General features: G+C 66.6%; 12 protein-coding genes. 5 read left to right on the top strand and 7 right to left on the bottom strand.

Features of this window, described 5'->3' with window-relative positions; all coding sequences use genetic code 11:
• The first annotated feature begins 16 nt into the window (after window positions 1–16).
• Entirely contained in the window at window positions 17–517 is a 501-nt protein-coding gene (locus tag ABIB51_RS06025; RefSeq protein ID WP_354186446.1) for a GNAT family N-acetyltransferase, read from the top strand.
• A 61-nt stretch (window positions 518–578) separates the two neighbouring features.
• A complete protein-coding gene (locus tag ABIB51_RS06020) occupies window positions 579–1,901 on the top strand; it encodes an alpha/beta fold hydrolase (RefSeq protein ID WP_354186691.1) in 1,323 nt (440 codons plus the stop codon).
• Window positions 1,902–2,004: 103 nt separating this feature from the next.
• Here ABIB51_RS06020 and ABIB51_RS06015 read toward each other — a convergent pair whose 3' ends face one another.
• From ABIB51_RS06015 to coaE, 3 genes are all read right to left on the bottom strand, one after another.
• Window positions 2,005–3,033, bottom strand: a complete 1,029-nt coding sequence (locus tag ABIB51_RS06015; protein WP_354186444.1) for a TerC family protein — start codon at window positions 3,031–3,033, stop codon at window positions 2,005–2,007.
• Window positions 3,034–3,212: 179 nt separating this feature from the next.
• Window positions 3,213–5,294: an excinuclease ABC subunit UvrB gene (gene uvrB, locus ABIB51_RS06010; RefSeq protein ID WP_354186442.1), complete on the bottom strand. Its 2,082-nt coding sequence runs from the start codon at window positions 5,292–5,294 to the stop codon at window positions 3,213–3,215.
• 40 nt (window positions 5,295–5,334) lie between these two features.
• The gene (coaE, locus tag ABIB51_RS06005; RefSeq protein ID WP_354186440.1) at window positions 5,335–6,600 is read right to left on the bottom strand and encodes a dephospho-CoA kinase; all 1,266 of its coding nucleotides are present in this window, start codon (window positions 6,598–6,600) and stop codon (window positions 5,335–5,337) included.
• A gap of 22 nt (window positions 6,601–6,622) precedes the next feature.
• Between coaE and ABIB51_RS06000 the strand changes: the two genes are divergently transcribed.
• On the top strand, window positions 6,623–7,321 hold the full coding sequence (locus tag ABIB51_RS06000) for an IMPACT family protein (RefSeq protein WP_354186438.1): 699 nt from the start codon (window positions 6,623–6,625) through the stop codon (window positions 7,319–7,321).
• Window positions 7,305–7,835, top strand: coding sequence for a GNAT family N-acetyltransferase (locus ABIB51_RS05995; protein ID WP_354186436.1), 531 nt, complete (start codon window positions 7,305–7,307; stop codon window positions 7,833–7,835). The genes ABIB51_RS06000 and ABIB51_RS05995 overlap by 17 nt, the downstream gene beginning before the upstream one ends.
• 334 nt (window positions 7,836–8,169) lie before the next feature.
• Here ABIB51_RS05995 and ABIB51_RS05990 read toward each other — a convergent pair whose 3' ends face one another.
• The 4 genes from ABIB51_RS05990 to polA form a co-directional block, all read right to left on the bottom strand.
• Window positions 8,170–8,601 carry a VOC family protein gene (locus ABIB51_RS05990; protein ID WP_354186434.1) on the bottom strand — a complete coding sequence of 144 codons (432 nt, stop codon included), beginning with the start codon at window positions 8,599–8,601 and terminating at the stop codon, window positions 8,170–8,172.
• 326 nt (window positions 8,602–8,927) lie between these two features.
• Entirely contained in the window at window positions 8,928–10,409 is a 1,482-nt protein-coding gene (gene rpsA / locus ABIB51_RS05985) for a 30S ribosomal protein S1 (RefSeq protein ID WP_354186432.1), read from the bottom strand.
• A gap of 230 nt (window positions 10,410–10,639) precedes the next feature.
• Window positions 10,640–11,929, bottom strand: coding sequence for a GNAT family N-acetyltransferase (locus tag ABIB51_RS05980; RefSeq protein WP_354186430.1), 1,290 nt, complete (start codon window positions 11,927–11,929; stop codon window positions 10,640–10,642).
• Window positions 11,930–11,994: 65 nt separating this feature from the next.
• Entirely contained in the window at window positions 11,995–14,655 is a 2,661-nt protein-coding gene (polA, locus tag ABIB51_RS05975) for a DNA polymerase I (RefSeq protein ID WP_354186689.1), read from the bottom strand.
• A 190-nt stretch (window positions 14,656–14,845) separates the two neighbouring features.
• On the opposite strand from polA, the gene ABIB51_RS05970 reads away from it, so the two are divergent.
• Window positions 14,846–15,310, top strand: a complete 465-nt coding sequence (locus tag ABIB51_RS05970) for a hotdog fold thioesterase (RefSeq protein WP_354186428.1) — start codon at window positions 14,846–14,848, stop codon at window positions 15,308–15,310.
• The last annotated feature ends 46 nt before the right edge of the window (window positions 15,311–15,356 follow it).

Below are 15,356 nucleotides of genomic sequence, written 5' to 3'. Positions count from 1 at the left end.
CTAGTAAACTCGGACAATGAGCGTAATCCGGCCCGCGACGGCGAACGATGTCCCCGCAATCCTCCAGATGATCCACGACCTGGCCATCTATGAAAAAGAGCCGGATGCCGTCCGGAACACCCCGGAGATGCTCGCCGGCGCGCTGTTCGGCGAGAACCCGAGGGTTTTTGCCACGATGGCCGAGAACGGGGCCGGCGACGTGCAGGGCTTCGCGCTGTGGTTCCTGAACTACTCCACGTGGGAAGGCGTCCACGGCATCTACCTCGAGGACCTGTACGTCACGCCCGAGGCCCGCGGCGCCGGCCACGGCAAGGCGCTGCTGCAGCATCTGGCCGCGACCGCCGTCGAACGTGGCTACGCGCGCGTCGAGTGGAGCGTCCTGGACTGGAACGAGCCCTCGATCAATTTCTACAGGAACCTCGGCGCAGCCCCGATGGAGGGATGGTCCACCTTCCGGCTCACCGGCGGCGCGCTGGAAGCCTTCGGTACCGCTCGCCAGGCCCACGCCCGTGGCTGACCGCGGCGTGGCTGACCGGCCGATTACCGGGCTTGCTGCGGCCAACGTCCTCGAGGCGCGGATGTCCGCCGTCACCGTCCCGCACACTGTCAAGGCACGGCACGAGTACCGCGGCATGCGCACCGCGGAGCACTACTTTGACGTTCCCCTGGACCACTTCGGCGGCGCGGGCGGCGAGACCATCACCGTGTTCGCCCGCGAGTACGTCTCTGCAGAACACAGCGAACGGGAGGCAGCCGAGCTGCCCTGGCTGCTGTACCTGCAGGGCGGCCCCGGCGGGCGCGGCAACCGGTTCGCGACACTCGGCGGCTGGAGCAAGGCCGCCGCCAAGGACTTCCGCATCCTCATGCTGGACCAGCGCGGCACGGGGCTGTCCTCCGGCATCGACCGGAACACGCTGCCGCTGCGCGGTATCGACGCCGACCAGGCGGCGTACCTGACGCATTTCCGGGCCGACTCCATCGTGGCGGACGCGGAAGCCATCCGGCACGCCCTGGGCTCGGCACCGTGGACCATCTACGGTCAGAGTTACGGCGGATTCTGCGCCCTGAGCTACCTCTCCTTCGTCCCCGAGGGCCTGCGCGAAGTCCTGATCACGGGCGGGCTGGCCGCGCTGAAGGGGACTGCGGACCGAGTGTACCAGGCCACGTTCAACCGGGTCGCCGCCCGCAACGCCAAATACTTCAACTGGTACCCCGAGGACCGCGCGGCGGTCACCCGGGTCGCCGGCCACCTCCGCTCGACGGAGGAACTCCTGCCCGACGGCGAACGACTGACCGTGGAGCGTTTCCAGATGGTGGGCTCGTTCCTGGGCGGCAACACCCGGGTGGATGCGCTCCACCACCTGCTGGAGGACGCTTTCGTCAGCACACCCGGCGGCGACCGGCTCTCGGATGCCTTCCTCGAACAGGTCGCCGGGCTCGTGTCCCGGGCCGGCAACCCGCTGTACGCCCTGATGCACGAATCCATCTACGGTCAGGGCGAGGCTACCGACTGGGCGGCCTGGCGCGTGCTGCAGGACTTCCCGGAGTTTTCGCCGGACGCGCCGGAACCGCTGCTCACCGGCGAGATGGTCTACCCCTGGTACTTCGAACAGGATCCGGCGCTGCGGCCGCTGCGGAATGTGGCGCAACTGCTGGCGGAAAAGTCCGACTGGGCGCCGCTCTACGATCCGGACCGGCTGGCGCTCAACAGCGTCCCGGTGGCCGCGGCCGTCTACAGCGACGACATCTACGTGGACCGGGAGTTGTCGCTGGAGACGGCGGCCGCGGTGCGCGGCCTGCAGGTCTGGGAGTCCGCGGACTTCCACCACGACGGCATCGCCGACGACGGCGAAGGGATCTTTGCCCGGCTGTTGGGCATGACCCGCTCCGTGCGCTACTGAGCCCAACACGGAAACGGCACGGCGCCGGTCCCTGGGGGATCCGGCGCCGTACCGTTTTGCTGCTGCAGTGATTTTCGTGGTCCGGCCTGGCCGGACCAGGGACTTACTCGACGTCGCTCAGGCTCTTGCGGGAGTCCTCTTCGAGGCGGGAGTCCAGCTTGGCCTGCGAGGCCTTGGAGCTGATCAGGCTGGCGATGACCGCCACGACGATCGTGCCGATGATCACCGCGAGGGACACGTAGGTGGGGATCTCGGGGGCCCACTCGATGTGCTGGCCGCCGTTGATGAACGGCAGTTCGTTCACGTGCATGGCGTGGAGGACCAGCTTGACGCCGATGAACGCCAGGATCACGGACAGTGCGTGCTTGAGGTAGATGAGACGGTTCATCAGGCCGCCGAGCAGGAAGTACAGCTGGCGCAGTCCCATCAGGGCGAAGATGTTCGCGGTGAAGACAATGAAGGCGCTCTGGGTGAGGCCGAAGATGGCCGGGATGGAGTCAACGGCGAACAGCAGGTCCGTCATGCCGATCGTGATGAAGACGATCAGCATCGGCGTGAAGACCTTCTTCCCGTCCACTACGGTGCGCAGTTTGCCCTCGTCGAACTTCTCGGACATCGGGATGACCTTGCGGATCCGGGCGATCAGCGGATTTTCCTTGTCTTCCTCGTCCTCACCCTCGTCCTGGGCCTGCTTCCAGGCGGTCCAGAGCAGGAAAGCACCGAAGATGTAGAAGACCCAGCTGAACTGTTCGATCACGATGGCACCGAGCAAGATGAAGATGCCGCGCAGGATGAGCGCGATGATGATGCCCACCATCAGCACTTCCTGCTGGTACTTACGCGGTACCGAGAAGCGGGCCATGATGATGATGAACACGAACAGGTTGTCGATGCTGAGGCTGTATTCCGTCACCCAGCCGGCGATGAACTGCCCGCCGTACTCGGGGCCGGTGAAGGCGAACATGGCGCCGGCGAAGACCAGAGCGAGTGCCACGTAGAAAGCCACCCACAGCCCGGCCTCCTTCATGGAGGGTTCGTGCGGGCGCTTCAGGACCAGGAGCAGGTCGATGGCGAGGATGATGCCGAGGACGACAAAGGAGCCGACCTCAAACCAGACGGGAAGTTCGGGCACGAAGATACCTTTCGCAGGGTACAGCTGAGCGGTGTAAGTCTCTCCGACCGCCCTGGGCGACCGGTACTAGGTACCTGGTGCTGCCTGGCTCTGCCCGCTACGCCCGGCAAGGCGTCTGTGCCGTGCGTGTTGACGATCGTAGCGCTTGGGATACTCCCCTACGTCCTACCAACTTTACCCTAGGCGTGACCTGCGGATTGCATCTGCCGCAGTTCCTTCTTGAGGTCCCCCACCTCGTCGCGGAGCCGGGCCGCGAGCTCGAACTGCAGTTCCCCGGCGGCGGCGTGCATCTGCTCGGTAAGCTGCTCGATCAGGCCCACGAGGTCCTCGGCCGGCGCGGCGGCGAGCCCGTCCGCCCGGACCTTCGCAGCGCCCTTGCCCTTGCCGCGGGCCTTGCCCGCGGCGGCCAGCAGCTCGCGGGTGTCCGCGTCCTCCTTGGCGATCTGGTCTGTGATGTCGGCGATCTTCTTCCGCAGCGGCTGCGGGTCGATGCCGTTATCGGTGTTGTACTGGACCTGGATCTCGCGGCGCCGGTTGGTCTCATCGATGGCCTTGGCCATCGAGTCGGTGATGCGGTCCGCGTACATGTGGACCTCGCCGGAGACGTTGCGGGCGGCGCGGCCGATGGTCTGGATCAGGGAGGTAGCCGAGCGCAGGAAGCCTTCCTTGTCCGCGTCCAGGATGCTGACGAGGGACACCTCGGGCAGGTCGAGGCCTTCACGGAGCAGGTTGATGCCCACCAGCACGTCGAAGACGCCCATCCGGAGTTCCCGGAGCAGTTCCACCCGGCGGAGCGTGTCGACGTCGGAGTGCAGGTATTCGACCTTCACCCCGTGCCCCAGCAGATAGTCCGTGAGGTCCTCGGCCATCCGCTTGGTCAGGGTGGTGACCAGGACGCGCTCGTTCTTCGCGGTCCGGGTCCGGATCTCGCCCAGAAGGTCATCGATCTGGCCCTTGGTGGGCTTGACGATCACCTCGGGGTCGATCAGGCCGGTGGGACGGATGATCTGCTGGACGTAGCCGTCGGACTTGCCGAGCTCGTACTTGCCCGGGGTCGCGGACAGGTAGACGGTCTGGCCCACACGGTCCTGGAACTCGTCCCACTTGAGCGGGCGGTTGTCCATCGCCGAGGGCAGCCTGAAGCCGTGGTCCACGAGGTTCCGCTTGCGGGACATGTCGCCCTCGTACATGGCGCCGATCTGCGGCACAGTGACGTGGGATTCATCGATCACCAGGAGGAAGTCGTCCGGGAAGTAGTCGATGAGACAGTGCGGCGCGGTCCCGCGGGCGCGTCCGTCGATGTGCGAGGAGTAGTTCTCGATGCCGTTGCAGAACCCCATCTGCTGCATCATTTCCAGGTCGTAGGTGGTGCGCATCCGGAGCCGCTGCGCCTCGACCAGCTTGTTCTGGCTTTCCAGCACCGAGAGGCGCTCGGCAAGTTCGTCTTCGATTCTCTTGATCGCCCGGCCCATGCGTTCCGGACCGGCCACATAGTGTGAGGCCGGGAAGACGTACATTTCGTCCTCGTCCCGGAGCACCTCGCCGGTCAACGGGTGCAGGGTGTGGATGTTCTCGATCTCGTCCCCGAAGAACTCGATCCGGATCGCCAGCTCCTCGTACATCGGGATGATTTCCACGGTGTCGCCGCGCACCCGGAACGTGCCGCGGTGGAAGTCCATGTCATTGCGGGCGTACTGCATGGAGACGAACTTCCGGAGCAGGTCATCGCGGTTCATCTCCGCCCCCTTGCGCAGGGTCACCATGCCGGCGATGTACTCTTCCGGGGTGCCGAGGCCGTAGATGCAGGAGACGGTAGCCACCACAATCACGTCGCGGCGGGTCAGCAGCGCGTTGGTGGCGGAGTGCCGGAGCCGCTCGACTTCCTCGTTGACGGAGGAGTCCTTCTCGATGAAGGTGTCCGTCTGCGCCACGTAGGCCTCGGGCTGGTAGTAGTCGTAGTAGGAGACGAAGTACTCGACCGCGTTGTTCGGGAGCAGCTCACGGAATTCGTTGGCCAGCTGCGCGGCGAGGGTCTTGTTCTGCACCATCACCAGAGTGGGGCGCTGGACCTGCTCGATCAGCCAGGCCGTCGTCGCGCTCTTGCCGGTACCGGTGGCGCCGAGCAGCACCACGTCCTTTTCGCCGTTCCTGATGCGCTCGGTCAGGTCGGCGATTGCGGCCGGCTGGTCACCCGCCGGCTGGAACTCGCTGATGACTTCGAAGGGCGCCACGACACGGTTGATCTCCTGGGCAAGACTCATGTACCTAATCTACCGCCGGGCACCGACAAGAACTCCTGTTTCAGCTTTGGGCGGTACCGGCGGCCGGATCCTGCGCGCTGCCGTCCGCGGGATCGGCACCATAGGTCGGCGGCCGCCAGCCTGTGCGCTGCGCCCACTCCTCCATGCGGGGTGCCGCGTAGTCGGTGAACCAGGCCTCCTTGTCGGCCGCGTAGCCCGCCGTCGACTTGTCCACGCCATGCCGCCGCGCCACCCGCCGCTTTTCGGCCAGGTAGTCGGCGCGGGCGGCCGCGTCGTCCCGCAGCCAGTCCCGGAAGCACAGCGCATAGCGCCAGCCCGGCGACCCGGCGGGGCGGACATGGAGGTTCACGGCCCGGCCGGGATCCGCGTTGCCGTGCAAGCGCTTGTCCCACGCGGCGGGGTCCGGCTGCGAGGGCTTGGGGTTGTCGGCGATGGCCCCCGGCCATCGCGGGAACCCGGCCTGGGCCAGCACGGGTTCGAGGCGGTCCGCCGTCGCCAGGTCCGCAACGGTGAGCTGGAGGTCCAGGACGTCTTTCGCGTCGAGGCCCGGGACTGCCGTGGAGCCGATGTGGTCGACGGACAGGACGTCCTGCGGCGCCGCCGCGCGCAGGCGGGCAATGAGCCGGGCAGCCTGGGCCGGCCAGCCGGGATCGGCCGGGCTGAGCACCGGCCCGCCGCTGCGCGGGGCCAGGCGGTGCTTGGCCAGGTTCTCCGCGAAGGGTGCCAGCCGGTGCTGCCAGAGCCGGTCCACCGCGTCCCTGAGTTCGTCCTTGGCGCCGGAGTTATCCAGGACGACGTCGGCCGCGGCGAGCCGATCCTCACGCGTGGCCTGGGCGGACATCCTGGACCCGGCGTCCTCGGCGGTCATTTTCCGGTGTTCGACCATCCGCTGGATGCGGACGGCGTCCGGGGCGTCCACCACCAGCACCAGGTGGAAGTTTGCGCCCTGCCCCGTTTCGACGAGGAGCGGGATGTCCTGGACCACGACGGCGCCGCGCGGGGCGGCTGCCACCAGCGCAGCGGCACGTTCCCGGACCAAGGGATGGATGATGCCGTTCAGCACGGCGAGGCGTTCCGGGTTGCCGAACACGAGGGCGCCCAACCGGGCGCGGTCCAGACCGCCGTCGGGGGTCAGGACCGCGGCGCTGAAGGCATCGACGACGCGCGCCAGCCCGGGAGTCCCCGGCTCCACCACCTCCCGCGCCAGGGCGTCGGCGTCGACCAGCACCGCGCCGAGTTCGCGCAGGCGCGAAGCGACCACTGACTTCCCTGAGGCGATACCGCCCGTCAACCCGATCTTCAGCATCCCTCCAGACTAAACTGATCGGGTGGCAGATGATGCGGTGACCCCGGAGAGCAGGGCCACCGCGTACACCTCTCTTGCCGGACCGGAGTTCCGCCACGAGATCGAAATCAAGCGGTCCCGGTTCATCACCGTGCTGCACCGCACCGGCGACGAGGACAGCGCCCGTTCCGTGCTCGCCGGGCTGCGCCGGGAATTCCACGACGCCCGGCACCATTGCTCCGCCTTCGTGCTCGGTCCCGACCGTGCCGTGCAGCGCTCCAACGACGACGGCGAGCCCTCAGGGACCGCGGGCATACCGATGCTCGAAGCACTGCTCAAACGCGAGACCGTCCCCGGGGTCACCGACCTCAGCGACACGACCGCCGTCGTCGTCCGCTACTTCGGCGGGATCCTGCTCGGGGCGGGCGGGCTGGTCAGGGCGTATTCCGAGTCCGTCTCCGCCGCCTTGGGCCGGGCCCCTTTGGTGCGTCGGCGCCGGCTGCGGATATGCGCTGTCACTGTGCCGCACACGGCCGCGGGCCGGCTGGAAAACGACCTGCGCGCCGCAGGCTTTGTCATGGCGGAAACCAGTTACGAGGCGCAGACTACAATTCTGAGACTTGCCCTGCCGGATGATCCGGCGGGGCTGGCGGACGCCGGTGAGCGGCTCGCCGCGCTCACGGCCGGAAGTGCCTTGCTGCTGCCTGGAGAAACGGAGTGGATCGATGTCCCCATCAGCTGAGCAGGCCCCGGCCGCGGACGTCGGTCTCGTGGACGTCAACGAGGAAGTGCTGGAGCAACTCCTTACCGTCGCGATCCAGGACGCCGACGCCGACGAAGTGACGCCGCCGTTGGGGAGCGCTGTCGGCTGGAACTCGGAACGGATCAGCTGGTTCCGCGAATACCATCATGATGCCTCGTCCGGCCTGGACGGGCCGGCGCAGCAGAAGAGCTGGGCCATCAGCTACCGCGGGCAGCTCGCCGGCTCCATCCGGCTCCGGCGGACCGGGCCGGGCGTGCTGGAGACCGGGATCTGGCTGGCACGGAGCCTCCGCGGGCGGGGAATCGGCGCTGAGGCACTCCGGCTGGTGAAGGCGCAGGCGGTGCTCTCCGGAGCCACGGCCCTGGAGGCGGACACCACCGCCGGCAATGCGGGAGCCCTGGCCCTCCTGCGCTCGGCGGGCTCCGAATTCGTGTCCGGCGCGGACTCCGGCGACGCCGCGGTGCCGGTCCGGGCCCGGATCCCGCTGCGCTGAACCGGCGTCCGCGGCCCGCCGCGCACTCCGCGTGCCCAGGTCCCCGCGTCCCCATCCCCACGGGACATGCCCCATCTTCCCCGCGGCCATTGGACATATACCCAGCATGCACATTCCATAGGCCCAGGATTGGACATGTCCCCGGAACCAGAAACCTGGACTGAGCCAAATCCTCCCGGACCCCAACCCTACGACGGGACATGCGCCACGCTCCCCGCAGCCACAGGACATATACCCACCATGCCCATTCCCCAGGCCCAGTAATGGACATGTCTCCCTGGACCGCGAGCAAAGACTGGACATGTCCCCCTGAGCTACGGCTGGCGGGCTCCTGCTACGCGGCGATCTCCCAGATGTGGCCGGCGGGGTCTCGGAAGCTGGCTGTGCGGATCCCCCATGGCCGGTCAATCGGGCCGTTCAGCAGCTCGACTCCGCGGCCGGCCAGCTCGGCGCACGTGGCGTCGACGTCGTCCACTTCGATGGTGAACTGCATCCGCGCCCCGGCTGCGGGTTGGGCCACGGCCGCCGGGTGAATCAGCTCCGGCGCCTCGCTGGCCTTGAGCAGGTTGATCATGGTGTTCTCGAACCTGAACACGGTGGAAGCGTCGTCCTCGAATGCCACCGGCAAGCCGAACACTTCCTGGTAGAACCGTCGGGTGGCAGCCAGGTCCTCGACGAACAGGGTGATAGCGGAAATACCCCTCGGCCATGCGCCGGCTCCATCCGGTTCCGCTGCCGTTTGCGCCGGCTTTGATGCTTCAGTCATGAGTTGTCCCCTCCAGTGAACCCTGCCTTACAACCTGCATAGTGTGGACTCGGGCGTCGACCTGCGTCAAGGACCTGCCTGCCGCGTCCGGGGACCGCGGCACATGCCCTGTCCCCGGGCTCAGGGACGGGCATCGTCCCGATATGTCCCGTGACCGGCGCTAAGACTGGGCATGTCCCCCCGGAGCCGCGGCCAACGCGCCGCGGCCAACGCGCCGCGGCTTAAACGAAAGGTGGCCGCCCCTAAGGGACGGCCACCTTCACGGTGCTACTTCAAGCTACCAACTGCCTGATCTCCGGAGCGTACTCCCGGAGAGCCAAGGGCAATTAGTTGCCGGTCAGCTTCTCGCGGAGCGCTGCAAGAGCCTCGTCGGAAGCGAGCGTGCCGCCACCGGTGTTGGACTCGGCTGCAGCCGGTTCGGAGGAGTAGCTGGTGGTGCCGGAATCGCTCTCGCCGGACGTTGCAGCTGCAGCGTCGTCGGCAGCGTGCTGGGCAACCTGCTTCTTGTGTGCTTCCCAGCGGGTCTGGGCGTCAGCGTACTGCTGCTCCCAGGCGGCGCGCTGCGTCTCGTAGCCTTCAAGCCACTCGTTGGACTCCGGATCGAAGCCCTCCGGGTACTTGTAGTTGCCCTCTTCGTCGTACTCAGCGGCCATGCCGTAGAGAGCCGGATCGAATTCGGTGCTCTCGGCGTCAACGCCCTCGTTAGCCTGCTTGAGGGAGAGGGAGATGCGGCGACGCTCGAGGTCGATGTCGATGACCTTGACGAACAGCTCGTCACCAACGGAGACAACCTGCTCAGCCAGCTCAACGTGGCGGACTGCGAGCTCGGAGATGTGGACCAGGCCTTCGATGCCGTCTTCAACGCGAACGAACGCGCCGAACGGAACCAGCTTGGTGACCTTACCCGGAACAACCTGCCCGAGGGCGTGGGTGCGGGCGAAGGTCTGCCACGGATCTTCCTGCGTAGCCTTGAGCGACAGGGAAACACGCTCGCGGTCCAGGTCGACCTCAAGAACCTCGACGGTGACTTCCTGGCCAACTTCGACAACCTCGGACGGGTGGTCGATGTGCTTCCAGGACAGCTCGGAAACGTGGACCAGGCCGTCTACGCCGCCCAGGTCCACGAAGGCACCGAAGTTGACGATGGAGGAAACGACGCCGGGACGGACCTGGCCCTTTTCCAGCTTGTTGAGGAACGTGGAACGGACCTCGGACTGGGTCTGCTCGAGCCAGGCACGGCGGGACAGCACAACGTTGTTGCGGTTCTTGTCCAGCTCGATGATTTTGGCTTCGATCTGCTGACCGATGTACGGAGCAAGGTCGCGCACACGGCGCATCTCGACGAGGGATGCGGGCAGGAAGCCGCGCAGGCCGATGTCGAGGATAAGACCACCCTTGACAACCTCGATGACGGTACCGGTGACGACACCGTCTTCTTCCTTGACCTTCTCGATGTCGCCCCAGGCACGCTCGTACTGAGCGCGCTTCTTGGAGAGGATCAGGCGGCCTTCTTTGTCTTCCTTGGTGAGCACCAGGGCTTCGACGAGATCGCCAACGGAGACAACGTCTCCGGGATCAACGTCGTGCTTGATGGAAAGCTCGCGGGAGGGAATGACACCTTCGGTCTTGTAACCGATGTCGAGCAGAACTTCGTCGCGGTCGACCTTGACGACGGTACCTTCGACGAGGTCTCCGTCGTTGAAGTACTTGATGGTGGCGTCGACTGCTGCGAGGAAGTCCTCAGCGGTACCGATGTCGTTAATGGCGACTACGGGGGTACCGGGCTTCTCGGTGGAGGTGATGGTCATGTAGTAGGGGCTCCGTTGTGGATAGTTAGTCGGTCAGGCAAACCGCTGCGCCCGCATTATGGAATGCAGGCGAAGCACACGGCTTCTCAACTGCGATCAGCCGGGTCATCCTGATTTGTGGCTTGTAGATGCGCGCACGTAGTACGCGCCCGTTTAGTCTAGTCGTTTCCGCCAACGCCGGTCAAAGCGCAACGGGTACCCAGCGGGTCCCGCCGGCGGCCGTTTTCCGGCTAGAAGTGGGTCAGGCAGTGCGGTGGGCGCTCGACGGCGAACATGAGCCGCGCCATCAGCGCCGCCCCCGGCGCCTTTTCGGTGATGCGCCCGGCTGCCCTGAGTGTCACCGGGCAGACAGCGCCGAGAAAGATGGAGCCAAGTTCGGCGACGTCGAGGACCAGCTCGGGCACCGTCCCTGCGGGGGCCTCCGCGACAGTGGCCTTGCCGTCTCGCACGTCCAGGGTGAACGTTCCGTCCGCGAAACCGAGGCTGTCGGTGATGCCCAGCACCAGGCTGCCGTCGCCCGAGTAGCGCCTCGCGCCAAGGGTTTGGACGGTGTCCAGGATCCGGAGCCAGAGCATGTCGGCGTTTTCGCCGGACTCGATGCAGCGCGGGTCCTCAAGGGCCCACGTGAGCGGATCGTCTACGGGTGCTTCGGCCCATGTGACCCGTTGGATCAGGTCGATGCTGCCGAGGAACTGCCACAGCTCCAGATACGCGTCGTCGGTAGCCGCCACGAGGTCGACGACCTCCATGGCGTGCGGCTTGGTGTCCCACCCGGAAAACTTGTAGGCGACATAGCCGTCCACAACTCCGGCGGCGTCGTAGCGCAGGACGCACCTGATCGAGTCGTCCTCCGCGCCGTTCCGGCCCAGGGTGCCCGAGCTGCGCTGCCGGTACGCATCCTGGCGCACAATGGATCCCGGCGTTGCCCGGTGGACCCGCTCGAACACTTCGGGGGCCAGGTCCAGCAGTACTTTCCGGTCGGCGACCTCCACAGTGCCCGTCGGGACGTGCCGGACCCGGAACCGGGGCCCGGTGTCCACCTTGATGCTGCGCTCGAACGTGGCGACGCCGAAGCCGAACCGCCCGTAGATGGAGGCCTCCGACGCCGTCAAGGCAGCGAGGGCGACGCCGTCGGCCTTCGTCGCGGCGAGGTCTTCGGTCATCATGCGGCGCAGCAGCCCCTGCCGCCGGTGCGTGCCCCGGACGGTCACGGCAGTCACGAGCTGCGCTTCTAGCTGGCGGCCGTAGCCGATGTTCAGATCCTTGCGCAGGGTCCCGAAGGTTGCCACGGGGACGTCCGCGGCCATGGAGTGGGGCGCCACGGTACCGGTCTGGTAGACCCCCGTCATTTCCCGGTTGTCCACGCGGTACATGGCCATGACCTTGTCCACGAATTCGTCCTTGGGCCGCTCGTCGTAGAACCCGACGCCGACGCCGCGCAGCCAGTCCGTCCCCGACGTGTAGCCGGGTCCGCCCTTTTCGACCGCGCGGAACCGACGGACTTCGTACTTTTCTGCCACGTGTTTCTCCCCTGTGAAAGACCTGCTGCGAATCGTGCGGCCCCGGCGGCCCGGAGCCGAAGAACCTAGTGCCCCGCCTCGTACCAGCTGGAGCCGACGCCGATCTGGACGTCCAGCGGGACGGTCAGCTCGGCAGCCGCCCCCATCTGCTCCGTCACGAGCTTCTCCACGGCTTCGCGCTCCCCTGCCGCGACTTCCAAAACGAGTTCGTCATGGACCTGCAGCAGCATCCGCGATTTCAGGCCCTGCCCGGCCAGCGCGGCGGAGACGCCCAGCATGGCCCGTTTGATGATATCGGCGGCCGAGCCCTGGATCGGGGAGTTCAACGCGATGCGCTCCGCGTTCTCGCGCAGCTGGCGGTCTGTGCTGGTGAGGTCCGGGAGGTACCGGCGGCGGCCCTCGATGGTGGCGGTGTACCCGTCGATCCGGGCCTGGTCCACCACACCGCGGAGGTAGTCGCGGACGGCGCCGAACCGGTCGAAGTAGTCCTTCATGAGGGTCCGGGCCTCGTCGACGGAAATCTCGAGCTGCTTGGAGAGCCCGAATGAGGTCAGGCCGTAGGCCAAGCCGTAGGACATGGCCTTGACCTTGGAACGCATCGCACTGGTCACCTGGTCGGTGGGCACATGGAAGATGTTGGAACCCACGAACCGGTGCAGGTCCTCGCCGTCCTGGTACGCCTGGATCAGGCCGGCGTCGCCCGAGAGGTGGGCCATGATGCGCATTTCGATCTGCGAGTAATCCGCGGACAGCAAGCAGTCATAGCCTTCACTGACCACAAAGATGCCGCGGACCCGCCGGCCTTCCTCGCTGCGGATGGGGATGTTCTGCAGGTTGGGGTTGTTGGAGGAGATCCGGCCCGTGGCCGCGACGTTCTGCGCGTACGTGGTGTGGATCCGGCCGTCGTCGGTGACGGACTTCTTGAGCGACTCCAGCATCTGGCGCAGCTTCGACGACTCGCGGTGCGCCATCAGCTGGACCAGGAATTCGTGCCCGGTCTTTTCCAGCAGGTTCTTGAGCGACGCGGCGTCAGTGGTGTAGCCGGACTTGATCTTCTTCGTCTTCGGCAGGCCCAGTTCCTCGAACAGCACCGTCTGGAGCTGCTTCGGCGAACCCAGGTTCACTTCGTGGCCGATCGCGGCGAAGGCAAGCTCCTGGGCGTTGTCGATCACCTTGGCGAGATCCGCCAGCTGCTCGTCCATCCGCGGCATGTCGATGGCGATGCCCGCGAGTTCCATGTCGGCCAGGACCCGGCTGACTGGCAGCTCCAGGGTGGTCAGCAGGTCCTGGGCTTTGCGTTCCGTCAGTTCCGTTTCGAAGTAGCGGCTCAGGGCCTGGACGACGGCGGCCACCTGGACCAGGGCGCCGGCGGCGGCGGCGTCATCGCCGTCGAACGCCAGTTCAAGCTGGCCGGCCTTGGCGGCCTCGGTCGAGACGCTGATGTTGAGGTGGTGCTGGGCCAGTTCGGCGAGTTCGTAGCTGCGGCGGTCCGGCTGGATCAGGTACCCGGAGATCGAGGTGTCGTCCACCACGCCTTCCAGGTCCAGGCCGCGGTTGGAGAGTGCTTTGAGGGCCGCCTTGTAGCCATGCATGACCTTGGGCGCGTCCGCATCCCCGAGCCAGCCGGCCAGGACGTTCTCGGCGGCGGCATCCTGGCCGGCGAGGTCGATGTAAGCGGCGGCGTCGTCCCGGACGATCGCCAGGGCTGCGGCATCCTCGCCGATCCTGCCCGGCACGAGGTCGACGGCAACGGCGGATCGCTGGCCGGCCCCCGACTCGAGGAAAGCGGCCAGTTCGGCAGCGTCCGAGGGGGTCACGAAGTCCGGGGTTTCGAGGCTTTCCCGCTCGGTTTCCGGTACCTCATTACCGTAAAGGGCAAAGAGCCGGGTGCGGATGGTCTTGAATTCGAGGGTGTCGAAGAGTTCCTCGATGGCGGCCTGGTCCGGACGCGGCTCCGCAAGTTCGTCCAGCGTCACCGCGAGGTCGAGGTCGGTGTGGAGCCTGTTCAGGCGCCGGTTGCGCAAGACGCCCTCAACGTTTTCGCGGAGGGCGTCCCCCACCTTCCCGCCGATCGTGTCGAGGTTCTCGAGAACCCCTTCCAGCCCGCCGTAGAGGTTGATCCACTTGGCTGCCGTCTTGGGGCCCACGCCAGGAACGCCGGGGAGGTTGTCCGCGGACTCCCCCACCAGTGCCGCAAGGTCCGAATACTGGGCGGGGCTGACGAAGTACTTTGCTTGGATGGCCTCGGCATCCAGGCGGGGGATGTCGCTGACTCCCTTTTTGGGGTACAACACGAACACGTTGTCGGTGATGAGCTGGAAGGCATCACGGTCACCGGACACCAGGAGCACCTCGAAACCGGCATGGTCCCCCATGGTGGCGAGGGTGGCCAGGATGTCGTCGGCTTCATAGCCGGGCATCTTAATAGTCTTGATGCCCCAAGCGCCCATGACCTTGTCGATGAGGTCGATCTGGCCGCTCATCTCCCGGGGAGTCTCGTTGCGGCCACCCTTGTAGTCGCTGTATTCGGCCTTGCGGTGCGTGGTGTCATCCGAGACGTCGAAGGCCACGGCAATGTGGGTGGGCTTCTGTTCCTTGACGAGGTTGATCAGCATGGACGTGAATCCGTGCACGGCGTTGGTGTGCTGCCCCGTGGCGGTGGAGAACTTGTCCGCCGGCAGGGCGAAGAACGCCCGGAATGCCATGGAGTGACCGTCAAGGACCATCAGCCGGGGCTGGCCGGTGACCGGAATCACGGGGGCCTCGGTGGCGGAAACCGGCCCCGCGGACCCGCTGGCTTTCCGGGCGGGCTTGGCCGCAGCCAGGGATTCGGACTCAGGAACCTGCAGGATGTCTGCTGCGGATGGGGCTAGGGCCGGTTTGGTAGTTTCGCTCACAGGTGCCAGCCTAGTTCCCATGATGGACAATTTCACGTCCGGCCCCTTCGCGGCCGAACTGGCCGCTGCCGGAGTGCCCGAGGAAATGCATGAATGGCTCGGACAATACGGCGTGGGCACACTGGTGGTCAAGATGGGTATCCACTTCCTGGAGATGAGCCCGGAACGCACGGTGGCCACGATGCCGGTGGAGGGGAACACCCAGGTGGCGGGCATCCTGCACGGCGGGGCGCATGTGGTCCTCGCCGAAACCCTGGGTTCCTTCGCCGCCGGAATGCACGCGGGCCCGGGGCGCCAGGCCCTGGGCATCGAGGTCGGAGCGACGCACCACCGGGCGATCTCGGCAGGCACCGTGACGGGCACGTGCACGGCGATCCACCTCGGCCGGACCCTGACCACGCATGAGATTGTCATGACGGACGAGCAAGGCCGCCGGCTCTCCACCGCCCGGATCACCAACCTCATCCGCGACACGGCACAGTAACGGGCCGGGGCAGGCATCGGCCTGCCTTCGGCGTGGCCGCTGCCGC

Source organism: Arthrobacter sp. UYCu712 (assembly GCF_040547005.1).
Taxonomy (GTDB): Bacteria; Actinomycetota; Actinomycetes; order Actinomycetales; family Micrococcaceae; genus Arthrobacter.
Note: the sequence above shows the minus strand (reverse complement) of the source record. Positions and strands in the feature narration are given on the sequence as shown.